We start from the raw sequence: 26,821 nt of genomic DNA, 5'->3' as shown, positions 1-26,821 counted from the left end.
AACGCACAAAGGCCACCTAAACTTCGTAATTCAGATTAACTTGAGAAGTCTCAACGGGCAGGAGTGTGGAAAGACTTCGCCAGTTTTAAAACGATTCAAACTTCAATTAGACTGACGAAGTTTCCCCAACGCACAAAGGCCAGCTAAACTTCGTAAGTCGATTTAACTTGCGAAGTCTCAACGGGCAGGAGCGTGGAAGGACTTCGCCCGTTTTAAAAAGATTCAAAACTTCAGTTAGACTGACGAAGTTTCCCCTACGCACAGGCCAGCTAAACTTCGTAAGTAGACCAACTTGCGAAGTCTCAACGGGCAGGAGCGTGGAAGGACTTCGACAGTTTTAAAACGATTCAAAACTTCAATTAGACTTACGAAGTTTCCCCTACGCACAGGCCAGCTAAACTTCGTAAGTCGATTTAACTTGCGAAGTCTCAAAGGGCAGGAGTGTGGAAGGACTTCGACAGTTTTAAAACGATTCAAAACTTCAATTAGACTTACGAAGTTTCTCCAATGCACAGGCCAGCTAAACTTCGTAAGTCGGATTAACTTGCGAAGTCTCAAAGGGCAGGAGCGTGGAAAGACTTCGCCAGTTTTAAAACGATTCAGAACTTCAGTTAGACTTACGAAGTTTCCCCAACGCACAAAAGCCAGCTAAACTTCGTAAGTCGACTAACTTGCGAAGTCTCAAAGGCCAAAGAGCGCGGAAAGACTTCGAAAGTTTCCCCAACGCACAGGCCAGCTAAACTTCGTAAGTCAAAAGGAGAAAAAATTGTTGTTACCGACATAACAGTGCATAACAGTTAAATATGGTGTAATTTCTATTTTGGACCAACCAAATATTCAATATAGAGCATGCAGGCAATTTTAGGCGTAATTTTTCATTTTTTCGGTGGGTTCGCATCGGGGAGTTTTTATATTCCATACAAGAAGGTTAAAGGTTGGGCTTGGGAAAGCTATTGGATTGTGGGAGGAATTTTTTCCTGGCTCATTGTTCCGCCATTGGCTGCTTACTTAACCATTCCAAATTTCAGTGATATCATTGCCACAACAAGTGGTAACATCCTTTTGTTAACTTATTTCTTTGGCGTGCTCTGGGGCATTGGGGGTTTAACTTATGGCTTAGGCGTTCGTTATCTTGGTGTATCGTTGGGTAGCAGTATTATTCTCGGCTTATCAATGGTAATCGGGTCTATTTTGCCCTCTATCTATTTCGATATTTTCCCACAGGAAGGCAAAGATACCTTCACCATGTTTTTACATACCGATTGGGGTAGAATGGTCATGTTGGGTCTCTTGGTCTGTATTGTTGGTATTGTGATCTGCGGTAAGGCAGGCGTGATGAAAGAAAAAGAGATCAATTCTGCGGTAACCGATCCGCATGGCCTGGAGGTTAAAACAGAATTTAAATTTGGTTTAGGTCTGTTTGTAGGGATTGTTTCCGGCGTATTGAGTGCCTGTTTCAACTTCGGTTTAGAAGCAGGGAAACCGATGGCCGATGCTGCCAATCAAATCTGGAAAGCTGCAAATCCATCAGAAACGGGTAATTTCCTTTTTCAAAATAACGTAACTTATGTAGTGGTACTTTGGGGTGGCTTAACCACTAACTTTATCTGGTGCATGATCCTGAATGCCAGGAATAAAACTTTTGGCGACTATACTAAGAAATCAACCCCACTATTAAAAAACTACATCTTTTCTGCGCTGGCCGGAACCACCTGGTTTTTGCAATTTTTCTTCTATGGAATGGGAGAGAGCAAAATGGGCAACGGTGCCAGTTCATGGATCTTACACATGGCCTTTATTATCCTAATCGCAAATGTTTGGGGATTGATTTTAAAGGAATGGAAAGGCGTATCCAGAAAAACACTCACAACCGTAATCGTTGGCATAGTAACCATTATCGTTTCTGTACTGATTGTGGGTTACGGGAATTCAATTAGATAAATTTTAAAAAAAGTAAACATTAATATACATGTCTGTTAAAGAAACAAATTATAAGTACGTAAGCTACTTATGGGATGAAGAAGAAGCCGCAAAACTGGCTGGAGATGAAGTTGCATTATTAATCTATCGCTCAAATCTTTTGGGTGCAGATTTACGCCTGACAAACTATGGTGGCGGTAATACATCTTGCAAGTTAATGGAAAAAGATCCGCTTACCGGTAACGAAACCGAAGTCATGTGGGTTAAAGGATCGGGTGGCGATTTAGGTACATTGAAGAAAAGCGGCTTAGCGGCACTTTATGTTGATCGCCTGCGCAGTTTGAAAAATATCTACCGTGGCGTAGAACACGAAGATGAAATGGTTGAGCTTTTTAACCACTGTATTTTCGATTTAAGTTCTAAAGCACCATCAATCGATACACCTTTACATGGTTTCCTACCATTTGCACACATCGATCACTTGCATCCGGATGCAGCCATTGCAATCGCTGCGGCTAAAGACGGTAAAAAAATTACCGAAGAATTATTCGGTGGAACAATTGGTTGGGTAGAATGGAAAAAACCAGGTTTTGAACTGGGCTTGCAATTAAAGCAATGTCTGGATGAAAATCCAGGTATTCGCGGCATTATGTTGGGTTCTCATGGTTTATTCACCTGGGGCGATACCGCTTACGAAAGTTATTTGAATACACTGGATGTAATCGAAATCTGCTCAGATTATCTTGCTCAGAACTATGGTAAAAAAGGCCCGGTTTTCGGCGGACAAAAAATAGAGAGTGCTACTGATGTTAACCGCAAAAAACAAGCAGCTGCACTAGCGCCTGTACTTCGTGGTTTGTGTTCTTCTAAACAACACATGATCGGTCATTTTACTGATGATGTTCGCGTTTTAGAATTTACAAACTCAAATGATCTTTCGCGTTTGGCACCAATGGGTACCAGCTGTCCGGATCACTTTTTAAGAACAAAGATTAGTCCGTTGGTTTTAGATTTGGCAATTGATGCAGATCTATCTGACGTAAAAGCGATAAAAGAAAAACTGTTACCTGCGTTTGAGGCTTACAGAGCAATGTATACAGATTATTATGAAACCTGTAAACATCCAAACAGCCCTGCCATTCGCGATACGAATCCGGTGGTGATTTTATATCCAGGTGTAGGTATGTTCACCTTCTCAAAAGATAAACAAACGGCGAGAGTTGCGGCAGAGTTTTACATCAATGCCATTAACGTGATGAAAGGTGCTGAGGCGATTTCAGCATATACTTCTTTACCTCACCAAGAAGCATTTAATATTGAATACTGGTTATTGGAAGAAGCCAAACTTCAACGGATGCCTAAGCCAAAACCACTCACAGGAAAAATTGCCTTGATTACGGGTAGCGCAGGCGGTATCGGTAAAGCAATAGCAAAGAAATTTGTTGCTGAAGGTGGTGTGGTGATCTTAAATGACATGAATGCAGAGCGTTTAGAAGAAGCCGGAGCTGAATTTGCAAAACTGTATGGTAAAGATTCTTACAGCACTGCGGTATTAAACGTAACCAGTCAGGAAGACATCGACGGCGCTTTTGATGCTGCGGCTTTAGCTTTTGGCGGTATCGATATCGTGGTGAATAATGCAGGTTTATCCATCTCTAAAACCATTGGTGATCATACCGAAAAAGACTGGGATTTATTGTATGACGTGTTGGTGAAAGGGCAATTTTTCATTACACAGGCTGCAACAAAAGCGATGCAAAAGCAAGATGTTGGTGGAGATATCATTAATATTGTAAGCAAGAATGCATTGGTAAGTGGACCAAATAATGCTGGTTATGGCAGTGCGAAAGCAGCTCAACTACATTTAAGCAGGTTAAATGCAGCGGAATTGGGTGCAGATAACATTCGTGTAAACGTTGTTAATCCTGATGCCGTAATTAGCGACAGTAACATTTGGGCTGGCGGATGGGCCGAAGGTAGAGCAAAAGCATATGGCGTAACCGTTGCGGAGCTACCTGCTTATTACGCAAAACGTACTTTGTTAAATCAAATCATTTTACCTGATGATATTGCTAATGCATGTTTTGCCTTTGTTGGCGGATTATTGCAGAAATCAACCGGTAACGTATTAAATGTTGATGGCGGTGTAGCCATGGCATTTGTAAGATAGCATCAACAAGAGGGATATTATTTCAGCTTTATGCCGAAATGAAAAACCCTTTAAGATAAGTTAGTTTTAGTAAGTCGTTTTTCTGGTCTGTGGTTTCCACAGACCGAAAATGACTGTTAAAATGAGTATCCATAACCGGATAAATAATGGCGATTTTCGCCGAAGATTAACCTAATAAAGCAAATATTGCAATGAATATTGAGCAGAACCAAATAGAAAAATATAACGACTCCCTTTCTACTTCACACCAGCGCAAGTTGGATTTCTTAAAGGAAGACTGGTCGCATGTTAACCTTGAAAGCGTTATCCAAAAATTAGTAGATTTTCAAATTGCCATTCCGAGCTGGGCTTTAGGTACCGGCGGAACCCGTTTCGGCCGTTTCGCCATTACTGGTGGTGAGCCAAGAACTATTGAAGAGAAAATCGAAGATGTAGGTTTGCTACATGCCCTGAATGGTGCAAGCGGGGCAATTTCGCTTCATATTCCATGGGATATTCCTCAAAACGCAGAAAGCTTAAAAAGTTTGGCTTCCAGCTATGGCTTAAAGTTTGATGCAATGAATTCAAATACTTTTCAAGATCAGGCAGGTTCTGCGCACAGCTATAAATTCGGATCACTTCAAAATGTAAATAAAGCAATTCGCAAACAAGCCATTGAACATAACATCGAAGTAATCAAACATGGTATCGCCTTAGGTTCTGATGCCTTAACGGTTTGGTTGGCCGATGGATCTTGTTTCCCGGGACAATTGAATTTCCGCAAAGCTTTCGAAAATACATTGGAAAGTTTGCAGGAAATTTATGCGGCCTTACCAGAAGACTGGAAAATGTTTGTAGAATATAAAGCTTTCGAGCCTAATTTCTATTCTACAACAGTTGGCGATTGGGGTCAATCATTATTATACGCCAGTAAATTGGGTAAAAAAGCTTACACGCTGGTAGATTTAGGTCATCATTTACCAAATGCCAACATTGAGCAGATTGTAGCCTTACTTTTAATGGAAGGAAAGTTGGGTGGTTTCCACTTCAACGATTCTAAATATGGTGATGATGATTTGACTGCCGGGAGCATCAAGCCTTATCAATTGTTCTTAATTTTTAACGAATTGGTTGAAGGAATGGATGCAAAAGGCATGAACCATGCAAAAGATTTAGGCTGGATGATCGATGCTTCTCACAACGTGAAAGATCCTTTAGAAGATTTATTACAATCGGTAGAAGCAATTATGATTGCTTATGCACAGGCTTTATTAGTAGATAGAAATGCTTTAAATGCGGCTCAGGATAATAATGACGTTGCGAAAGCTCAAGAAATTCTACAAAATACTTTCCGTAGTGATTTAAGACCATTGGTTGCTGAAGCAAGATTAAGAGTTGGTGCAGCATTATCGCCAATTGGCTTATACCGCGATTTAGCCGTGAGAAGTAACCTAGTTAATCACCGTGGAAATACTGTAGCTACAGGTTTATAATCGAAGAGGAAGTAGAAATGCCTAAACCTGTTATAGCCATATTTGATGTTGGAAAAACGAATAAAAAACTATTTTTAATTGACGAGAATTACAGCATTGTTTACGAAAGGTCTGCCCGTTTTGTAGAAACCGTAGATGAAGATGGTGAGCCTTGTGAAAACCTGGAAAGCTTAAAGTCATCTGTTTATGATTCGCTGAATCAAGTATTACAATTAAAAGAATTTGAAATCAGGGCCATAAATTTTTCAACTTATGGCGCTAGTTTCGTTTACCTTGATGAAAATGGCGAACCGCTAACACCATTATACAATTATTTAAAGGAATACCCTGAAGCACTTAAAGCCGCTTTTTATGCCAAATACGGTGGTGAGGAAAAAATTTCTTTGGAAACAGCTTCACCTGTTTTAGGGAGTTTAAATTCCGGAATGCAACTATATCGCTTAAAAAATGAAAGGCCTGAACTGTTTGATCGGATAAAGTATGCACTTCATTTACCACAATACTTAAGTTATTTGCTTACCGGTAAAGCGGTTGCAGATATTACCAGTATTGGTTGCCATACCCAACTTTGGGATTTTAATAAGGATGAATACCATCATTGGGTTTCAGAGGAAAAGATTGATGAAAAATTTGGCGAGTTTACGCCAGCTGATTCCACTTTGAAAACAACGTTTGAAGGGAAAAAAGTAAGTGTTGGGGTTGGTTTGCATGACAGTTCTGCTGCACTTATTCCTTACCTGGCCAATTTCAACACACCATTTGTGTTAATTTCAACTGGCACCTGGTGTATCAGTTTAAATCCTTTTAATCAGGAACCATTAACGGCCGAAGAATTAAAGAAAGATTGCTTGTGTTATATGCACTTCAAGGGTAAAGCGGTAAAAGCATCCCGCATTTTTGCAGGCAATGAGCATGAGGTGCAACTGAAGCGAATTGCAGCGCATTTTGATCGCGCAGCTTACTTATTTAAACACCTGAAGTTTAACCCCGGTTTGGTTTTAAAACTGGTGAATAAAGTGCCCGAAAATCAAAAAATTCAAACTGAATTTTCGTTGGTTTCAGCTTTTCCTACCCGGGATTTAAATACTTTTCAAACGGCAGAAGAAGCTTATCACCAATTGATTTTAGATTTAGTTAAGCAACAGGTTTACTCGCTCAAGTTAATTCTGAATCCAGGTGTGACACGAATTTTTGTAGATGGTGGCTTTGGAAAGAACGCGATCTATATGCATTTGCTGGCCAGTGCCATACCAGATATTGAGGTTTATGCCTCTTCCGTATCTCAGGCTACAGCAATTGGAACGGCACTTGCTATAAATGATGTGTGGAACGATAATCCTGCGCCAACGGACATAATTAATTTAAAGTATTATTCTGCAATTCAACGAACGATATAACAAAAAGATCTGCTCTGGTAGCAGATTTTTTTTTATATTCGAAACCCAAGCCAAAGTCATTTGAAACCAGAAGATATCCTCGATTATATTCAAATTGATGAGTATTCATCAACGCCAAAATATAAGCAGTTAACCAATGCTATTTTGAATGGAATTGATATGGGTAAATTAAAAAAGGGAAGTCTGCTTCCTTCGATTAATGAGCTCAGTTTCAGTCTGGAAATGTCTCGGGATACGGCCGAGAAGGGTTACAGAAATCTACGTAAGCTCGGTGTGGTAGATTCGGTGCCCGGAAAAGGATATTTCATCATTAACACTGATTTTTCCAGAAAGCTAAAAGTTTGCCTGCTTTTTAATAAACTCAGCACACACAAAAAAATCATTTACGATTCCTTTACTAAAGCGATTGGCGAACGTGCGGCAATTGATTTTTATATCTACAACAATGACTATGTTTTCTTCAAGAAAATGGTCATCAGTAAAAAAGATGATTATACCCATTTTGTGATTATTCCCCACTTTCTCGAAGGCGGTGAAAATGCTCATGAAGTTATTAATACCATTCCCAAAGAGAAACTAATCATTTTAGATAAGCTCTTGCCTGGCGTAACAGGCGATTATGCGGCCGCTTATGAAAACTTTGCACAGGATATTTATGCCGCATTAGAGCAGGCTTTAGATCGTCTTTCTACTTATACTACTTTAAAAATCATCTTTCCAAAGAGCAGTTATTTTCCACAAGAGATTTTAAGTGGTTTTTACAGGTTTTGTCAACAGTATGCCTTCGCCCACAAAGTGATTCACAACATCAAAGACGAAGAAATTAACGTTGGGGAAGTGTATATCAATTTAATGGAAGATGATTTAGTGACGCTGATTGAAAGGCTGATTGTATTGAAGCTAAAGATCGGGAAAGATGTAGGCGTCATTTCCTATAATGAAACACCGTTAAAAAGAATAATTCTGGACGGCATTACTACCATTTCTACAGATTTTAACAGCCTTGGTACGCAAGCCGCAGAATTTGTATTGAATGGAAAAACAGAGAAGGTAGCTGTTCCTTTCTATTTGAATTTAAGAAAGTCACTTTAGCTGGTCACAACTCCTGATTTCAAAAATCTGCATGCTTAACAAAATCATTCCTTCCTTCTTTGTAGCGATATAAATGCTATTTTTACCCTAACAAATTTAGTTAAATGAGGGAAGAGCAAGCAGATCAGTCAAATACTTTAAATCCATACGATTATGTATTGCATGATTTCAACCTCAAAGATTTAAATGGCATATTTATTCTAAAACACCTTAGCCAGGAAGTTCATACTGATGCCAGAGGATTTTTTAATCTCCATCCGGAGCAGATCGAAATTGATTTTGCTGCTTTTAGTCACCCGGAATCGGATGCGATTTTTCCGATTGTTCAGGTGCAACAAAATCGAAATTCCGTAAAACTCTCTTGTCGCTGTTCTACCCCAAAAAATAAGCTTTGTGTACATCAGGCGCAGGTTTTATATAATATTTTGCACCGGGAAGATTTCGCGATCTTTTTCGATGAACGTTTACGGCGCCAAAAGTTGCATACACTGGCGCTGGATTATGGGCTGGAAAAAGAACCGAATCTCGATGCTGTCTTTGTAATTAAGCATACGGAAGGAGTTTTAGAAATCAGGCCTAAAATTGAGGCTTTGCAGCCTTTTAATAAGGAAGCCAAAGAACGGTTAGCAGAACTACTGTTGCCCAAAGAAAAAGCAAAAAGTGCATTAAAGCCAGTTCACGATTTGAGTAAAACCATTCTTGTGCTTGGTCAGCATCGCTATTACAGCAACCTGTCTGTAGAACTTTATGAAGGTGAAAAAACAAAGGCAGGAAAGATCAAAAATCCCTTGCAAAGGGTAAACTTGAATAGCTTATTGTTTAAAACAGATGATAGCGATGAGCTAAAATTCTATAGCGGAATTTCTACTTTTCAGGCCAATTACAATAATGACCAAACCGGCGAAGAAATTGATGCCCTAAAGGCCATTGTTAAAAATCCGCAAAACATTCCTTTTTATCTGCAGGATCAAAAGCAAGCCAATATTCAGGCATCAACTATCGTTCCTGTACACGTTCAATTACTTGATCTTGACCTACGACTTTCAGTCAATCAGCTGAAAGATTTCTATGAAATTACAGGTCGCTTAACCATCGAAGGGAAATCGTATGAACTGGATCAACTGGTTTTGGTTCATCAGTATTTTATCCAACTGAAAGATCAACTTTATTTAATTACCAGACCAGATTTCCTGCGTGTGATTGGCTTTTTCAAAAAGCAAAGTAATCGGTTAATCTTGCACAAAACGAAGTATCCAGAGTTTCAGAAACTGATTTTAATCCAGCTGGAAGGTAGCATTAAGGTAGATTATACTTACCTCAAGGCGGCTACGCCAGATCAATTGGAAGAGAAAGGCTTCGACCTCGAAAATGAGCAATTAATCTACCTGTCAGAATCTGAAGATTTTATTTTGCTTACGCCTGTAATGCGTTATGGAAACCTGGAAATTCCGGTGCTTTCTAAACGACAAATTCAGGCACAGGATAAGTTGGGTAATGTGTTTACCTTGCACCGTGATGAAAATGCCGAACTGCAATTTATCTCTAATGTGCTTAGGCAACATCCTTATTTCTACGATCAGGAAACTAACGATTCATTTTATTTACACCGGAAGCGTTTTCTGGAGGAAGCCTGGTTCCTTGATGCTTTTGAAGTTTGGAGGAATAAGGGGATTCATATTTTAGGATTCAATCAACTCAAAAATAACAAGCTTAATCAACATAAGGCTCAAATTAATATTGAAGTATTAAGTGGTACAGATTGGTTTGAAACCAAAGTAAAGGTTAAATTCGGAAAGCAACAGGTTGCCTTGAAGCATCTGCATAAGTCGATTAGGAACAAGAGTAAATTTGTCACCCTTGATGATGGCTCGCAAGGCATTCTGCCGCATGAATGGATTCAGAAATTTACGGATTATTTTAGTGCCGGAGAGGTGACCGATGAGGCTATTCTTACTCCCAAAATAAAGTTCGCCACCTTAAATGATTTGTATGAGGATGCACTTTTTGATGGTGAGGTGAAAAATGAATTAAGGCGATACCAACAACAGTTTGCAGGAACAGACGCAATTATGGAAGTGGAAGTTCCCAGTGCCTTAAATGCTTCATTACGGCCTTATCAGAAAGATGGACTGAACTGGCTAAATTTTCTCGATGATTTTAATTTCGGAGCCTGTTTGGCTGATGATATGGGTTTGGGTAAAACCATTCAGATCCTCGCCTTTATTTTATTGCAAAGGGATAAGGTAAGCCACAATACAAACCTGGTGGTGGTTCCGGCGTCGCTTATTTTCAACTGGAAAGCCGAGGTGGGAAAGTTTGCGCCATCTATTACCGTCAAAACCATTTATGGCAACGAACGAATCAAAACTACTGATGATTTTGATCAGTTTGAAATCGTGATCACCTCTTATGGTACGCTACTTTCTGATATTCGCTTTCTGAAGGATTATCGTTTTAATTATATCTTTCTGGATGAATCTCAGAACATTAAGAATCCGGAATCTCAACGATACAAGGCCGTTAGGTTGCTAAAATCAAGGAACAAAGTGGTGATGACAGGTACGCCAATTGAAAATAATACCTTTGATCTTTACGGACAGTTGTCTTTCGCTTGTCCAGGTTTATTTGGCAGCAAGCAGCAATTTGCTGATCTGTATTCTACGCCGATCGATCAGTTTAAGGATCAAAAGCGGGCAGAAGAGTTGCAAAGGAAAATCAGACCATTTCTAATGCGACGTACCAAAGAGCAAGTGGCTAAAGAACTTCCGGATAAAACGGAAATTATTCTCTATTGTGAAATGGGTGCAGAGCAGCGTGAGGTTTATGAGGCAAATAAAAAAGAAATTCAGGATTTTATTCTGGGGAAAACAGAAGATGAATTGCCAAAAAGTGCCATGCATGTGTTAAAAAGCATTACCATGCTGAGGCAGATCTGTAACTCAGCGGCGTTGTTGGCAGATGGAAAATCATATCTTCAGGCGTCTTCAAAAATTGAGGTATTAATTGAACAGATTGAAAGCAAAACGAGAAACCATAAAATACTGGTGTTTTCTCAATTTGTGACCATGCTCGATCTGATCAAAAAGGAATTGGAGAAGAGAGACATAAAATATGAATACCTTACTGGCCAAACCAGGAAGAGGGAAGAAACGGTGAAATCCTTTCAGGAGAATGCCAATATTCCGGTTTTTTTAATCAGTTTAAAGGCAGGTGGTACAGGACTAAATTTAACCGAAGCCGATTATGTTTACCTGGTTGATCCCTGGTGGAATCCAGCAGTTGAAAATCAGGCGATTGATCGTGCTTACCGGATTGGTCAGCATAAGAATGTAATGGCTGTGCGGTTAATATGTCCGGATACGATTGAGGAAAAGATTATGAAACTTCAGGCTTCTAAAAAGGACCTTGTGAAAAATCTCATCCAAACTGATGGTGGATTTTTTAAGGGGTTGAGTAAAAAGGAATTGCTGGGATTGTTGGGGTAATTTAATATTGGCAATAGTTTTTCATCTATCGGCTGGTGTCATCACCTGCCGAAAATTTTTTTCCACTGCGCTGGCTTGCCTCGGCTAGCCGCCGAAGGGCTTCTACCTTTTTCTTGATAAAAAGGTAGCCAAAAATCAAGGCTTGGAACTGATGTCGGATAAACTCGTCAAAGCTTTATTTCGGCAGCACAAGCACCCGATGAAAAATCGGGAGAAAAAGCGCTGCCTGGGGTAGTGGTGGTTTGAAAGATTGTGGTTTAAGCTTTAAACGTTTTCTCCTTCCATCATTTCCGAGGCCGGACAGCAGGATGGCCATAGCGATATTGTCATCCTGGGGCACGAAGGATCCCTGCGTTTTTACATGCTGGCCATTTAACACTAATTATTTTGAATCGTTAGCTAAAAAACAAACTATAATCTCAAGTGCCCAGGGCTAAGCTATCTCTACCTGAAACTCATACTCCAAATACTCTGGAACATTTATACTTTCCACTACCTTCCAGGCCTTTTGCTCTGAAACAAACTCAGGAACCACTAAGTCGGCTTTTTCTGCGGCTGCGGTATAGAAATCTTTTCTGGTTGGGTGAATAGGAGAACAAGCATTGTAGATTCTGCCAAAAGCCTGTTTTTCTATGATCGTTATGGCAATGCCTACAGCGTCAGTTTGGTGAATTAAATTTACCGGCGCTAAACCATTCGGAATATTTGTTTTTCCGGCGAAGAATCTTCCCGGGTTTCTGTCTGGACCAATTAATCCCGCAAAGCGGATAATCGTGTAGTTGTCTGGCTTTTCTGCTTTTAAAATATTTTCGGCTTCCACAATTACTTTACCAGATTCGGTATCGGGTTTAGTTTCAGTAAATTCATTTACGGCATTATTTTCATCACCATAAACACTGGTAGAGCTGATTAAAACAATATTCGAAACCTGATCCTTTGCTGCATTTAAAATCAAAGCTATTTTCTGAGCATAATCATACACCTCAACTGAATTTCGTTTTGGTGGAATACAAATGAATAGTACATCAGCTTCAAAAAACTCCCGATCTGCTATGACCTGATCAGCGGTGAAATTAACCAAAAAAGGTTGAATTTTTTCTTCCGCAAGTAGCTCAAGCTTTTCTGGCGTAGTGGTTGATCCATTAACCTCATAGCCCAATGAAACCAACTTTTTTGCAAATGCAAATCCAAACCAACCACAGCCTAAAATGGCTACTTTCTGTATTTCTTTTAATGTAGACATCACTTATTTAATTAACTAAAAATGCATCATCAGATCAAAAATTATCCTTTTTCTAAATTGTAGCAAGCGCGGCAACGTGGTTCATAACTCTCTTTTTCGCCTAATAAAACGGTTGATTCATTCGCCACTGTTCTATAACTAAAAAGGGCAGGATTGCCACAGCACATGCAAACTGCATTCACCTTGGTAACATGCTCTGCAATCGCCATTAATGCTGGCATAGGGCCGAAAGGCTTACCTGAAAAATCCATATCTAAGCCCGCAACAATTACCCTGATTCCCCTTAGTGCCAGTTTATTGCATACGTCAGGAAGTTCATTATCAAAAAACTGTGCCTCATCTATTCCAACAACCTGCGTATTTGTGCCCAACAATAAAATGGCCGAAGCATTATCAACGGGAGTGGAGTTTATCGAGTTTAAATCGTGAGAAACCACAGCCGTTTCATGATACCGGGTATCCGTTCTGGGCTTAAAGATTTCTACATTTAATTTAGCGATCTGGGCCCTTTTTAAACGCCGGATTAACTCCTCCGTTTTGCCGGAAAACATTGAGCCACAAACCACTTCAATACTTCCTGAAAATTCACCTCTCCTCCTAAAATTTTGTTCGCTAAATAACATGCCCGATCTTTTATGCCCCTATGTACGCTCTATTAATTTAAAACCGAACAAATATGAGAATTATGTGTTATTTTTGGGTACATAGTTACCAACATAAATCAGCACAAAATTCGTTTTAAGTTTATGATGAACCAGCATAGTATCTTCAAGAAAGTCGGCAGTATTTTAACAGAATTAAATGAGCAATATGAGTTTCTGGCTCAAAACCCACAACAGTTAAATCATTTAGAGCTAGAATTGTTTTTAGCCAATGCAGATTTTCTCGCTGATCATGTACGTATTGTGCAGAAATTAAATGCCATCAATGAACAGCCAGTACCAGTGGCAAACCAGCCCTTACTGGAAGAACAAAATACCATTATTTTACCCGAAGCTCCCCAGGGATATTTAGAAAACGACCAAGCTTTTGCACCGCAAGAATTGGAGGAAGTAATTACAGCAGAAGAGGAAGAAGAGCGGATTGATGTAAAACAAGAACAGGAATTGCTGGATGATGAGCAGATTAAAGAGGAGACTGCTGAACAGGTTTTAGCACACGATTTTTTTAAACCCGATCAAGATAGCCACAGCTTCGAATTTGTGTTAGGGAATCATAGTAAGGATGATCAATTCGACTATGAAGCTAAATCTGTTGAAGAAATATTTGACAGACCATTGAGTAAGGTCGAAGAAGAGATTCTGGCTCAAAAAAAGAAAATCCATGAAAAGGAGGAAGTACTTTTAACCATTCAAGAAGAACGTGCACTTAAAGAGGAAGATGAAATAGGACCAGAACCATTTTTAATTGCGCATGAGGAGGAAGAAGAAGTTAATGAACCCGAATCTATTGCGCAACAGCCTATTGTGGAAGAAACAAAAACTGCGGAACCTGTATTTGAGGAACCAGTAAATGAGGAACCAATTGTTGCCAAATCAGAACCGATTCCTGCTTTAAAAGATGTGGAAATGGATGAGCCTGTTATTTCTCCGCCAGTAGCTGATAAGCCGATCTTTACGCCAGAAGCAGTTCCGGTTAGGCCTGTTGAACAACCTATTGCTGCGGCTAAACCAGCACAAAGCTTAAATGATTTGTTAGCTCAAACAAATGCACAGGGTGATGAGCCAGTGAAAGCACCAATTGCCGATTTAAAACAAGCAATTAACCTGAATGAGAAATTGCTTTTTATTAAAGATTTATTTAAGGGATATAACCTGGCTTATTCTGAAGCAATCGATATCGTTAATAAGATGAATAGCTTTGAAGCAGCCAACAACTTTTTGCAAAGTAATTATGCCATGAAATATGATTGGACAAATAAACAGGCTACCGTAGATCAGTTTTATGAATTGTTAAATAGGAGATTTAGTAGGTAAGTTGTAGGTTATAAGTTGTAAGTTATAGGTCTGGGTGTGTTAATAGGAGCAAAGAATAAAGATCAAGGAGTAAAGATTTAATCCTTGATCTTTGTTCGTTTCCCTTTTATCCTTGCTCTTTGTTCCTTACTCTTTGTTCCTTGTTCTTTCCTCCTTTTTCTTTTAAAAAAAGCCCATTCTGTTAGAATCTAATTTAAGGAAGATAAACAGTAATATAGTAAAGCTCCAGAGCGACGAACCACCATAACTAATCAGTGGCAAAGGAATCCCAATTACGGGGATAATGCCGATCGTCATTCCGATGTTGATGAAGACGTGGAAAAACAGAATGCAGGCTACGCTATAGCCATATACTCTCGAAAATGTAGAACGTTGCCTTTCTGCAAGGTTGATTAACCTTAATAACAGGAAAATATAAAGGGCTATTACCACTGAGCAGCCTAAGAAACCCCATTCTTCGCCAATGGTAGAGAATATGAAATCGGTACTTTGCTCTGGTACATAGCCGTATTTGGTTTGTGTACCTTGTAAAAATCCACGCCCCATTGCCTGGCCAGAACCAATGGCAATTTGTGATTGGATTACATTATAGCCTGCACCTTTATTGTCGGTTTTTAAACCCAACATTAATTCAATTCTGCTTCTCTGGTGTGGTGCCAATACCTTTTCGTAGGCCACTTTGATCAAAAACAAATAGCCAATAGCCAATACCGTTACCAGAACTGTGGAGAAGATGATCTTCTGCTTCCTCCTGTTATTGTAAATAAATAGACCAGCCACCGTGGTGATGATCAGGATCAGGATGTAGGTTGGTACTAAGAAATCTGCGATGAACAATACAATCATTCCTAAAAATATCAGGAGGAAATAACCAGACAGGCCCTCACGGTACAAAGGAAACATAAAGGCTAAAAATACCAAGGCAGAGCCTGTATCTGGTTGCAGCATAATTAATACCAATGGCGCACCTACAATCAGGGCCGCAATTCCAATGGATTTAAAATCTCTAAACTTAGGGTTAAAGCTCCCCACATACCTGGCCAAAAGTAAGGCCGTTCCGAATTTGGCAAACTCTGCTGGCTGTAATTTAAAGGAACCGATGGCAATCCAGGCCTGGTTTCCGGCAACCTTGTTTCCAATTACCAAAACAGCCAGGAGCAAAACCAGCGTGCCGCCATAAATAAAAGGGGAGAACACATTAAATATCCGGCCATCGAAAAGGAGGATGGCAAGCCCAAGAACTAATCCGGTAAGCACATAAATCAGCTGCTTTCCATAAAGTGTATTGAAACTGAATACATCCGATTTCTCTGGTGGAACCGATGCGAATATATTGATGAAACCAACTGCACACAAGGCAATATAGATTAACACAGTAATCCAATCCACATTAAAAAAGAAGCGGTTGCTCTGTTGTTGCTGCATGCTAGTTGTTGGTTACTGGTTTATCAGTGACTATTGGTTTTAAAGTCTTTGGCTTTGTAGCAATCGTTTGTGTTACCGTTGCGGCTTTTATTCTGATGCTATCTTTAATCCTTTTAACGGAATCAGCTTTTTTTATTAATAAGCTATCCGTTTTGGTTAATTTTACAGCTTTTGTTTTTTCTTTTAAAACTGGTAAAAGGTTCTGATTTTTCATCCACTCTGCTTGTGCAGCTCTGGAGCCTGTAACTTCGCCTTTTAAATATTTCTCAATCATGTAACTGGCAATTGGCGCTGCATAGGTACTTCCGAAACCAGCATTTTCTACAATTACAGCAATGGCAATTTTCGGGTTATCCCTCGGAGCAAAGCCAATAAAAACGGAGTGATTTTTACCATGTGGATTTTGTACTGTTCCGGTTTTTCCGCAGAGCAATACATCAGGTATTCTTGATAATATTGCTGTTCCCCAACTGCTGTTCACTGCATCCTGCATGCCATCAATTACGGGTTCGAAATGTTTAGCATCAACACCAACGTATTTTTTTTCTACGTATTCTTTCCTTACCAGGTTTTTATCGCCCATTCCTTTAATTAAATGTGGTTTGATATAGTAACCACGATTGGCAATAATGGCCATGGCATTGGCCATTTGTAATGGGGTTGCAGTAATTTCACCCTGACCAATGGCTTGCGAAATTACGTTGGTATATCCCCATCTTTTTCCATATTCTTTATCATAGTGTTCGGCACTATAGAAAAACCCCTTTCTTTCATAAGGCATATCAATATCGAGTTTTTCGCCAAAGCCAAATTTCGCAACTTTATCCCGCCATTCCTGGTAGGTTTTTCTTTGGTTTTTCATGCCGTTTTTGGTAATCAGCTTCTGAAAAACATAACAGAAATAAGTGTTGCATGAACGGGCAATTCCCCTACGCAGACTGATCGAACCATCAAAGTGTTCGCAACCAATTTTCCTGTTTCCGGCCTGGTAATAATGAGGGCAGAAAAAAGTAGTATTGGGATCAATCACACCTTCCTGTAATCCAATAAGTGCATCAACCGGTTTGAAAGATGACCCTGGCGGATAATAACCCATTATCGGTCGCACTAAAGATGGACGATAGGGATTTCCTACGATAAATTCCATGTAGTTATTTCCCTGATTTCTTCCTACTAAAAGGTTAGGATCATAGCCCGGGCTACTGATAAAAGATAATATTTCGCCAGTAGCAGGCTCGATGGCTACGATGGCACCTACTTTATTTTTCATCAACTCTTCACCAAGCTTCTGAATCCTCATGTCGATTCCAGAAATTAATCGCTCGCCAGATACTGCGTTCACATCATATTTGCCATCAGCATAACTTCCCTGTGGTGTATTGTGTGCGTCGTAAACGGTATTTATAATTCCTTTTTCGCCCCGTAGCATGTCTTCGTAGGATTTTTCCAGACCGCTTTTACCTTTATAATCGCCAGGTTTGTAGTAACCTTCAGAATTGGCAATATCTGCACTGTCTACTTCTTTAACATAGCCAAATAACTGTCCACCTACACTATCAGGATAATGCCTGATGGTTCTGTCTTGCGTTCTAAATCCGGGAAAACGGTAAAGTGTTTCTTGCAGGCGAGCATAACTTTGAACAGAGATTTGTTTTAGAAAGGGGGTAGACTGATAGGTAGATTTTCCTCTTGCTTTTTTTAAATTCTTGCGTACATCTGCTACAGAAATTTCCAGTGCCTGTGCCAGCGCTAAAGTATCGAAGGTTTTTACCTCACTTGGTGTAACCATTAAATCGTATACAGGCTCATTCTGAACGATTACTTTCATGTTCCGATCTAAAATAGCGCCACGTGCAGGGTATTTATAAATTTTACGTAAAACATTACTCTCTGCAGAAAGAAAGTATTTATCGCTTACAATCTGGATATAGAATAATTTCCCCAGTAAGATGATGGCGATTACGATGAATAATCCTTGAATGATATATTTTCTGTTGAATAATTGATCCATTAGCGGGAAGTTCTTTTATAGAAGATAAACTCTACTAAAAAAATAATAAGCAGTGTAAAGATACAACTTAAGCCGCATCTCATTAAGGTATAACCAATTTCAGTTAACCTGAATGTTTCTAAAAAGAACAGCACCAAATGATGGGCAATAACACAAAGAAAAGCATAAAGTGAAAACCACTGGAAACCCATATAACTTAACGATGGTTCAGGGTCATCAATTGCGTCGCGATTTAAACTTATCGAAATAAATGATACTCTTACAAAGGCGAGCACTACACATGCCGTAGCATGCACTCCCATGGTATCGTAAAATGCATCGAGTGTTAAGCCCGTTCCAAATGCCAGTAGATAAAGCAAAATATTAGGTATGCCGAAGGGCAGGAGCAATAAAAAGAGGATGTAAATAAATGGGGTAGAGAGGTCGTAAAAACCCATATTTTTGAGCAGAAAAATCTGAACAAAAAGCAGGATAAACCACCTGATTATATTTACGATTATGATTCTGCTATTCATTCGGTTTAACTAAACTTTCTAAAGCCTTTTGTTCTTCGGCTTTTTTATCTTTTATCACGTAAACATATTGCAACGTACTAAAATCGGTAACTAAATTTACTTCGCCAGATAAGAAATTATCATTGGTGGCCACATTGGGTTTGGTGATTTTTCCTACAAAAATGCCGGCAGGGAATGACCCAAATCCTGAAGTAACAACCGAATCGCCAACATACATTTTAATGTGATTGGGTACTTCCTTTATAAAAACTTTTTTAATATCGAAATTGCCATCGCCCCAAACTAAAGAGCCCAAGGCATGGTTTTTCTTCAGCGTTACGCTGATTCGGGTATCTTTGTGAAGCAGCGACTGAATGGTAGCGAGGTGTTCGGAAACATCACGGATGAAGCCAACCACACCACGTTGAGGTGCAATTACGGCCATTCCGCTTTTAATTCCGTCGATACTTCCTTTATTAATCGTCATGATGTTGTTGCGCAATGTGATGGAGTTTTTAACCACTTTGGCAGCGAGATAAGTGTATTGCTGATCTGTTAAGGTATCCACAACTTTTACATCTTTAGCGGTATCTATCGTGGTTAGAACCAGAAGCTGTCCTTTAAGTTTCGCATTTTCGGCTGCTAAACTATCATTCACCATTCCGAGATTTAAATATCTTTTAAAAATATTTAACCTTTCATATGCGTTGCCCACTACTTCGTTAGAAGAATTCAGGGTTACGCTTCTTTGATAGGAATTGTTTTTTACTGTGAGGTAAATCCCGATTAGAAAGAAGATAATAAATAAGAAAAATGCGTTGTATCTACTGACGAATATCCAAAGGTTACGCATGCTAATTTACGGATTTAGATTTACGATTTAAGATTGCCTGCATAGTTTCCAATCCAGATTTAAGATGTTTTACGATTTTGTTCGTTTTTTCTGATAGTAATAATGGAAGAAACTATAATTGAAAGTAATTCATTTCCTTCTTTCCAGTTTTTAAGCATCTCTACTTTTAAATCAGGGTTAAATTTTTCCAACAACTCAAGAAAAAACATCGATTCATCTAATTCTTCTTCTACAATTTTTAGTTTATTCAAAAAGTCAGCTGTAGATTTGGCTCTACATGCTGCCCTGTAGTTTGCACCTACAGAGCTTGAGCATCGAACCAGTTGATTTGAATAATTTTTATTTAAAATATTGTATGGTAAAGAATTGATTAACTTTCCTATTGAGATAGAATACGCCTTGGTTCTAATTTTTAACGTCTCGCTATTCATCAATCGTCAATCTAAAATCTACATTCGTAAATGTGCTTATTGCATTAAGAATTTATAGCCACCAATGTTTTTCAAGGCGATACCTGTTCCACGAACTACGGCGCGAAGTGGATCTTCGGCAACGTGTACTGGTAATTTCGTTTTTGCCGCAACACGTTTATCCAAGCCTCTTAACAACGCACCACCACCTGTTAAATAAATACCGGTTTGATAAATATCTGCAGAAAGCTCCGGAGGGGTAATCTCTAATGCTTTTAGAATTGCTTCTTCAATTTTAGAGATCGATTTATCTAAACAATGTGCAATCTCGGTATAAGAAACCGTAATTTGTTTTGGAACACCAGTCATTAAATCACGACCCTGAACGGCGAAGTCTGCGGGTGCGTCCTGTAATTCAGGTAAAGCAGCACCTACTTCAATTTTAATTTTCTCAGCGGTACGGTCACCAATCATAATGTTGTGCTGGCGACGGATGTAGTTCACGATATCTGAATCGAAGTTATCTCCGGCAACGCGGATAGATTGATCGCAAACAATACCTGATAAGGCAATAACGGCAATTTCTGTAGTACCACCGCCTATATCGATAATCATGTTGCCCATTGGTTCTTCTACGTCGATTCCAATACCTACCGCAGCAGCCATAGGCTCATGAATTAGGTAAACTTCTTTTGCTCCGGCAATCTCAGCAGAATCTCGTACTGCACGTTTTTCTACTTCAGTAATTCCTGATGGTATACAGATTACCATTCGTAAAGATGGAAACATCCAGCCTTTACCACCATTTAACATCCGGATCATTCCTTTAATCATCGCTTCAGCAGCGTTGAAATCGGCAATTACACCATCTTTTAAAGGACGAACGGTTTTAATATTATCGTGGGTTTTACCCTCCATTTGCATCGCCTGACGGCCGATAGCAATAACTTTGTTTGTCGTACGATCGAAAGCTACAATAGATGGTTCATCCACTACAACTTTGTCGTTATGTATAATCAGGGTATTCGCAGTACCTAAATCGATGGCTACTTCCTGCGTAAACCAATTGAATAATCCCATGTATGAGTTATATTTTCTTTAAATGTTAAATCTATACTATTCCTAATGTAAAAATAGCTTTTTTATTGTTTAGTCTGTTAGTTTTTTGGTTGGTTAGGTTTTTGGTTTTTGGTTTTTTCGTTTTGGGCGAAATACCTAAACAACTAACCATCTAATCAACCAAACACCTAAACTAGTGTTTAAAGTGTCTAATACCTGTAGTTACCATTGCAATGCCTTTTTCGTTTGCTTTTGCAACAGAATCTGCATCTTTAATTGATCCACCTGGTTGTAAAACAGCAGTAATTCCGGCTTCGGCAGCAATTTCCACACAATCAGGGAAAGGGAAGAAGGCATCTGATGCCATTGCGCAACCTTCTACACTGAATCCGAATGAAGCAGCTTTGTCGATGGCTTGTCTTAAAGCATCAACACGTGAAGTTTGACCAATACCGCTTGCAATTAAGACATCATTTTTTACCAAAACAATAGTGTTGGATTTGGTGTGTTTCACAATTTTATTAGCGAAATATAAGTCTTTTAATTCTTGTTCGGTTGGTGTTTTTTCGGTAACGGTGGTCATTTGCTCCGGACCTTCGATAATTAAATCTTTATCCTGCTCAATAACACCGTTTAATAAAGTCTTGAATTGTTTTTTGCTCAACTCAACCTCGTTGCGTTGTAAAATTACGCGGTTTTTCTTTTTGCTAAACAATTCTACCGCTTCTGGTTGGTAAGCGGGTGCAATTAATACTTCGAAAAATAAGTTGTTAATTTCTTCAGCAGTTGCTAAATCAACTTCCACATTGGTAATTAAAACACCTCCAAAAGCAGAAACCGGATCGCAAGCCAATGCATCAATCCAAGCTTGTTTTACGGTTGGGCGAGAGGCAATACCACAAGCATTGGTGTGTTTTAAAATGGCAAAAGTCGGGTCTTCAAATTCGTCGATTAAGGCAACAGCCGCATCAACATCTACCAGGTTATTGTAGGAAAGTTCTTTTCCATTAAGTTTGGTAAACATGGCATCTAAATCGCCATAAAATACGGCACCCTGGTGTGGGTTTTCGCCGTAACGAAGTGTTTTTGCTTGTGTAACGCTTTGTTTAAAAACATCCAGCGGTTCTTCTTCATTAAAATAGTTGAAGATGGCGGTATCGTAATGGGAAGAAGTATGGAAAGCGGTTTTAGCGAAAGATTTACGTTGTGCTAAAGTTGTTTCACCGTTTTGTTCTTCTAGCTGAGTTTGTAGAGTTGTGTAGTCGTTTTTAGATGCGATGATCACCACATCATTAAAGTTTTTGGCAGCTGCACGAATTAAAGAAATGCCACCGATGTCAATTTTTTCGATGATTTCTTCTGGTGTTCCACCTGCTTTTACGGTTTCTTCGAAGGGATATAAATCAACAATTACTAAGTCAATTTCAGGAATTTCATATTCAGCAATTTGTTCCTGATCGCCGGTTAAAGCCCTGCGATTTAAAATTCCACCGAAAACTTTAGGGTGTAATGTTTTTACGCGACCGCCTAAAATTGATGGGTAGCCAGTTAGATCTTCAACAGCTGTAACTGGTAAATTTAAATCTTTAATAAATTGTTCTGTTCCACCGGTAGAGAATAATTGAACCCCCTGGGCGGCTAACAATTTTACCAGTGGCGCTAAACCATCTTTGTAATATACTGAAATTAAAGCGTTTTTAATCTTAATTGACTGACTCATTTACTGTGAATTTTGAGCCGCAAAGGTAGTAAAAGTGGATTGGTTTTTTGGTATGTTCTGTGAGTAAAAAATATTGGTGTTTGTTGATGGCTGATTGTGCTGGTGATTGGTAGTGCTCAATGAACCTTTGGTTAGTGGCTCACCCACAAAAACGTTCTAATATATCGGCTGGTGTCATTACCTGCAGAAAACTTTCCAGCTGCGCTGGCCTGCCTCGGCTGGCCGCCGAAGGGCTCTTACTTTTTTGCTTGATCAAAAAAGTAACAAAAAAATCAAGGCTTGGAACTGCTGTTGGATAAATTCGTTAAAGCTTTATTTCGGCAGCACAAGCACCCGATGAAAAATCGGGAGAGAACGCGCTGCCTTGGGTTGTGGAGGGGGATGAAAGTTTGTGGGGAAGCTTTAAACGTTTTCTCCTTCCATCATTTCCCAGGCCGGTGAGCAGGGTGGTAATAGCGAAGTGCGAAATTAAATTTATAAGGTTTCTTTCTGGGTTAGGTGGCTTTTCGCGTTGGTATGAACGGTGGATTAAAATGGTCGTCTTCCTGAGCTTGATTCAGGATCTGTTTCGTTCCTAACTTCTTGTTTTTAAGGATACACCGAAAATTCTTGCGTTTTTACTTGCTAACACTAATTTCATTAACCTATCGAAGGTGTCGTCACTTGCAGAAAACTTTCCAGCTGCGCTGGCTTGCCTCGGCTAGCCGCCGAAGGGCTCTTACTTTTTTGCTTGATCAAAAAAGTAACAAAACCGAGCTTTTCTGCGAGCTCATGAATGCCTATAAAGACATGAAAAACTTATGAATAACATCAAGGCTTGGAACTGCTGTTGGATAAATTCGTTAAAGCTTTATTTCGGCAGCACAAGCACCCGATGAAAAATCGGGAGAGTACGCGCTGCCTTGGGTTGTTGGGGGATGAAAGTTTGTGGGGAAGCTTTAAACGTTTTCTCCTTCCATCATTTCCCAGGCCGGATGACAGGGGGGCAATAGCGAAGTGCAAATTTAACTTTACAAGGTTTTGTTCAGAAGATGGGCTTTGGATCTTCGCATGAACGGTGGGTTAAAACGGTCGTCTTCCTGAACTTGATTCAGGATCTGTTCCATTCTGATCTTCCTGTTATTTAGCGCGCAGCGAAGAATTCTTGCGTTTTCTTCGGCCCGAAGTAATGCGCATACGAAGCAGACCTGACGCATACTGGTCGTAGATACTAAGGTGGTATAGGTGAGAGGTGGACAAAAGGTAGACCAAAGGTGGACTAGAGGTGGGTTTGAAATGAAAATTTATATGCTTAAAAAGCAGAAAATTGCTATATTGGAGTGATCAATCCCTTGGTTACACAAATATAATTAATTATGGCCAGAGTAAATGGGATTGTTCGATTTTCGGGGCAACTTGGAGATCTTGTTTTTTATAAAAGGGGAAAGAAAGATGTTGTGCGGCATAAGGCTGCGAATTACACACTTACTGAAAATAGCCGAAAAAGTGCTAAAGATTTTGGAGCGGCTAGTAGAAATGCATCCTACATTCGTAAAGCATTTGCACCGCTGGTGAAGCTATATGCCTATGACGATCTCCTGAATCGCCTGAACAAGCGTTTTATCGAAATCTTTAAAACCATCCCAGCGGAACACGCAGGAAAGAAAAAATTGATTGATGGTGATATTGCCTTGCTTAAGGGTTTCGAATTTAACAGCAGCAAACCCCTGGAACAGTTATGGCTTAGCGAATCGGATTTGCGCATAGAACCTGATGGATTAGTAAAACTTATTCTGCCTAAGGGCGAAATAGAATCGCTCCTGAAACCGCATCCTAAGGCTACCGAAGCACGGTTACAGGTTATGGGCTTTCATTTCGACCTGGATGATACCGGCGGCTACGAAATTATTGAAGTCAATGACCTGGTTATACCCTTAAGCAATAGCCATTTCCCGAAAACAGTCTTAGCCTTAAGCCTGAATCATAAGTGTGATAAGGCTTTAATCTTCGCCATGGGCATTTCATTTTTTACAGGTACGGCCCGCTCTTGCGATCGGCGTTATTATGCGGGTAAGATTATTCACGCCCTGCATGTAAAGGATGGTGTAATCGTCGATTTTGTGGCGCAGCCTAAAGTTAAAAGCGAGGTAGTGGAGCAGGGGGATAAGTTAAGCTGGGCGGTTGAGGAGGAGTAAGTTTGTTATGATTTAGTTTGGGTTTTAATTAAAAATAGATTAGTTTATTTTTGTATAGGGTACGGGAAACCGTATAGCGTATCTAAAAAAAATCTCAAATTTGACTCTTGTTTTATCCGTGATATTTAGTTTAATCGTTAAAAAAAAATGCTACTTTGTAGCCTTAAAATCATATATGAACACTGCTGTACTTAATAAATTAGTTTCCATATCAACAGATGAATTTGCAGGAACAACGTTCGGTTTTATGTTGTCGAATCCGCCTTATGGTAAAAGTTGGGCAAGTGAGCAGCAATACATCAAAGATGATAAAGATGTAATCGATTCCCGTTTCGGTATAAAACTTAAAAGTTACCGGGACGAAGAAGAAGATGCTGATGCAATTGAATTAGTAACAGCCGATATTTTAGCATTTGAAAATGAGCGTGATGGTTTAATCCGTGAAATTTTAAACCTTGCTTAATATGAATTCAGAATTAATTTTATACCAATCTGAAGACGGGCAAACCAAAATACAAACCCGTTTAGAAAACGAAACCGTTTGGCTAACACAAGCGCAAATGGCAGCGTTATTTGGCAAAGCCAGAACAACCATTACAGAACACATCGGCAATATATTTAAGGAAGAGGAATTAAATAAAGAATTGGTAAGTCGGAAATTCCGACATACCACTCTACATGGTGCAATTGCAGATAAAACCCAGGAAGTTGAAACAACTTATTACAATCTCGATGTGATTATCTCTGTAGGCTATCGCGTAAAAAGCTTACAAGGGACTAAGTTTAGGCAATGGGCAACAGCCCGGTTACGGGAATATTTGGTAAAAGGCTTTACCATGAACGATGAATTGCTGAAACAAGCAGGTGGTGGGGATTACTTTGAAGAGTTATTGGCTCGCATTAGAGACATTCGTTCTTCTGAAAAAGTATTTTGGCGCAAGATATTGGACGTGTATGCCACCAGTATAGATTACGACCCTAATACCGAAACCTCGCAAACCTTTTTTAAAACCATACAAAACAAAATGCATTGGGCAGCACATGGACAAACTGCTGCAGAAGTGGTTTATAGAAGAATTGATGCTGCAAAACCTTTTTTAGGTTTAACCAATTTTAAGGGCGTACAGCCTACGCAACAAGAAATTGCCGTAGCTAAAAATTATTTAAACGAGCAAGAACTCAACGTGCTTAACCGAATGGTAACGGCTTATTTGGAGGTAGCCGAATTACAAGCCTTAAACCGCAAACCCATGCACATGCAAGATTGGCTACAACGAGTTGACGACTTTTTGCAAATGACGGGTAATGATATTTTAACCCATGCCGGTACGGTTAGCCACCAACAAGCTTTAAACAAAGCCAAAGAAGAATACACCAGCTATAAAGAGAGCCTGAAAAACGAACTCTCTAAAGCAGAGCAAGACTTCTTAAAGCATTTAGAACAAACCACTAAACAGCTTAAAAAGAAGAATGATGGAAATTAAGCTGAAGAAATATGATGCCTATAAAGATTCTGATGTAGAATGGATGGGAAATACCACAAGGGTGATAAAGCTTCAATCTTCACCATGGGCATTTCATTTTTACCGGTACGGCCCGCTCTGGCGACCGACGTTATTATGCGGGTAAAATTATTCACGCCTTGCATGTAAAGGATGGTGTAATCGTCCATTTTGTGGGGCAACCTAATTGGAAAGCGAGGTAATTGAACAGGGGGATAAGTTAAGCTGGGCGGTAGAGGAGGGGTGAGTTTGCTGTTATTTTAGTCTGAGTTTTAATTTAAAGATAGGTTAATACACTTTTGTCATTGGGAGATACGGGAAACCGTAATTTTAGCGAACTGTTTATGCTCAATTTCGTGATTGCTGGTATTTAATAACTTTTGCCATATTAATTAATTACGTAACATGTTATTTATCA

20 protein-coding genes are annotated in these 26,821 nt (G+C 39.4%); 11 read left to right on the top strand and 9 right to left on the bottom strand.

Going from position 1 to position 26,821, the window contains the following annotated elements; translation table 11 throughout:
* Positions 1–849: 849 nt before the first annotated feature.
* From rhaT to ACN1CD_RS13985, 6 genes are all read left to right on the top strand, one after another.
* A complete protein-coding gene (gene rhaT, locus ACN1CD_RS14010) occupies positions 850–1,941 on the top strand; it encodes an L-rhamnose/proton symporter RhaT (protein ID WP_419131009.1) in 1,092 nt (363 codons plus the stop codon).
* A 28-nt stretch (positions 1,942–1,969) separates the two neighbouring features.
* On the top strand, positions 1,970–4,090 hold the full coding sequence (locus tag ACN1CD_RS14005) for a bifunctional aldolase/short-chain dehydrogenase (protein WP_419131008.1): 2,121 nt from the start codon (positions 1,970–1,972) through the stop codon (positions 4,088–4,090).
* Positions 4,091–4,281: 191 nt separating this feature from the next.
* The gene (locus tag ACN1CD_RS14000) at positions 4,282–5,562 is read left to right on the top strand and encodes a sugar isomerase (RefSeq protein WP_419131007.1); all 1,281 of its coding nucleotides are present in this window, start codon (positions 4,282–4,284) and stop codon (positions 5,560–5,562) included.
* A 17-nt stretch (positions 5,563–5,579) separates the two neighbouring features.
* Positions 5,580–6,959, top strand: coding sequence for an FGGY-family carbohydrate kinase (locus tag ACN1CD_RS13995; protein WP_419131006.1), 1,380 nt, complete (start codon positions 5,580–5,582; stop codon positions 6,957–6,959).
* A gap of 60 nt (positions 6,960–7,019) precedes the next feature.
* Positions 7,020–8,051, top strand: a complete 1,032-nt coding sequence (locus tag ACN1CD_RS13990) for a GntR family transcriptional regulator (protein WP_419131005.1) — start codon at positions 7,020–7,022, stop codon at positions 8,049–8,051.
* A gap of 104 nt (positions 8,052–8,155) precedes the next feature.
* Positions 8,156–11,536, top strand: coding sequence for an SNF2-related protein (locus ACN1CD_RS13985; RefSeq protein ID WP_419131004.1), 3,381 nt, complete (start codon positions 8,156–8,158; stop codon positions 11,534–11,536).
* Between the two features lie 433 nt (positions 11,537–11,969).
* On the opposite strand, the gene ACN1CD_RS13980 is transcribed toward ACN1CD_RS13985, so the two are convergent.
* Both ACN1CD_RS13980 and ACN1CD_RS13975 read right to left on the bottom strand, forming a co-directional pair.
* Positions 11,970–12,779, bottom strand: a complete 810-nt coding sequence (locus tag ACN1CD_RS13980) for an SDR family oxidoreductase (RefSeq protein ID WP_419131003.1) — start codon at positions 12,777–12,779, stop codon at positions 11,970–11,972.
* A gap of 41 nt (positions 12,780–12,820) precedes the next feature.
* Positions 12,821–13,402 (bottom strand): thymidine kinase, encoded by a 582-nt coding sequence (locus ACN1CD_RS13975; protein ID WP_419131002.1) that lies wholly within the window; start codon positions 13,400–13,402, stop codon positions 12,821–12,823.
* 123 nt (positions 13,403–13,525) lie between these two features.
* On the opposite strand from ACN1CD_RS13975, the gene ACN1CD_RS13970 reads away from it, so the two are divergent.
* Entirely contained in the window at positions 13,526–14,755 is a 1,230-nt protein-coding gene (locus tag ACN1CD_RS13970; protein WP_419131001.1) for a hypothetical protein, read from the top strand.
* Between the two features lie 162 nt (positions 14,756–14,917).
* Here the strand turns inward: ACN1CD_RS13970 and rodA are convergent, their stop codons facing one another.
* The 7 genes from rodA to purH all read right to left on the bottom strand — a co-directional run bounded on the left by rodA (position 14,918) and on the right by purH (position 22,727).
* Complete coding sequence (gene rodA / locus ACN1CD_RS13965; RefSeq protein ID WP_419131000.1) at positions 14,918–16,180, bottom strand: rod shape-determining protein RodA; 1,263 nt, start codon at positions 16,178–16,180, stop codon at positions 14,918–14,920.
* 1 nt (position 16,181) lies between these two features.
* A complete protein-coding gene (gene mrdA, locus ACN1CD_RS13960) occupies positions 16,182–18,191 on the bottom strand; it encodes a penicillin-binding protein 2 (RefSeq protein ID WP_419130999.1) in 2,010 nt (669 codons plus the stop codon).
* Positions 18,191–18,706, bottom strand: a complete 516-nt coding sequence (locus ACN1CD_RS13955; protein WP_419130998.1) for a rod shape-determining protein MreD — start codon at positions 18,704–18,706, stop codon at positions 18,191–18,193. The genes mrdA and ACN1CD_RS13955 overlap by 1 nt, the downstream gene beginning before the upstream one ends.
* On the bottom strand, positions 18,699–19,538 hold the full coding sequence (gene mreC, locus ACN1CD_RS13950; protein ID WP_419130997.1) for a rod shape-determining protein MreC: 840 nt from the start codon (positions 19,536–19,538) through the stop codon (positions 18,699–18,701). The genes ACN1CD_RS13955 and mreC overlap by 8 nt, the downstream gene beginning before the upstream one ends.
* A 59-nt stretch (positions 19,539–19,597) precedes the next feature.
* Positions 19,598–19,969, bottom strand: coding sequence for a four helix bundle protein (locus ACN1CD_RS13945; protein WP_419130996.1), 372 nt, complete (start codon positions 19,967–19,969; stop codon positions 19,598–19,600).
* Between the two features lie 36 nt (positions 19,970–20,005).
* A complete protein-coding gene (locus tag ACN1CD_RS13940; RefSeq protein WP_010601761.1) occupies positions 20,006–21,028 on the bottom strand; it encodes a rod shape-determining protein in 1,023 nt (340 codons plus the stop codon).
* A gap of 172 nt (positions 21,029–21,200) precedes the next feature.
* The gene (gene purH / locus ACN1CD_RS13935; protein ID WP_419130995.1) at positions 21,201–22,727 is read right to left on the bottom strand and encodes a bifunctional phosphoribosylaminoimidazolecarboxamide formyltransferase/IMP cyclohydrolase; all 1,527 of its coding nucleotides are present in this window, start codon (positions 22,725–22,727) and stop codon (positions 21,201–21,203) included.
* Between the two features lie 1,355 nt (positions 22,728–24,082).
* Here purH and ACN1CD_RS13930 point away from each other — a divergent pair.
* The 4 genes from ACN1CD_RS13930 to ACN1CD_RS13915 all read left to right on the top strand — a co-directional run bounded on the left by ACN1CD_RS13930 (position 24,083) and on the right by ACN1CD_RS13915 (position 26,530).
* Entirely contained in the window at positions 24,083–24,901 is an 819-nt protein-coding gene (locus ACN1CD_RS13930) for a hypothetical protein (RefSeq protein ID WP_419130994.1), read from the top strand.
* A gap of 175 nt (positions 24,902–25,076) precedes the next feature.
* Positions 25,077–25,364, top strand: a complete 288-nt coding sequence (locus ACN1CD_RS13925) for a hypothetical protein (protein ID WP_419130993.1) — start codon at positions 25,077–25,079, stop codon at positions 25,362–25,364.
* 1 nt (position 25,365) lies between these two features.
* Positions 25,366–26,385, top strand: a complete 1,020-nt coding sequence (locus tag ACN1CD_RS13920) for a virulence RhuM family protein (protein ID WP_419130992.1) — start codon at positions 25,366–25,368, stop codon at positions 26,383–26,385.
* The gene (locus ACN1CD_RS13915; protein ID WP_419130991.1) at positions 26,372–26,530 is read left to right on the top strand and encodes a hypothetical protein; all 159 of its coding nucleotides are present in this window, start codon (positions 26,372–26,374) and stop codon (positions 26,528–26,530) included. Before ACN1CD_RS13920 ends, ACN1CD_RS13915 begins: the two co-directional genes overlap by 14 nt.
* The last annotated feature ends 291 nt before the right edge of the window (positions 26,531–26,821 follow it).

The organism is Pedobacter sp. N23S346 (assembly GCF_048515415.1).
Taxonomy (GTDB): Bacteria; Bacteroidota; Bacteroidia; order Sphingobacteriales; family Sphingobacteriaceae; genus Pedobacter.
Note: the sequence above shows the minus strand (reverse complement) of the source record. Positions and strands in the feature narration are given on the sequence as shown.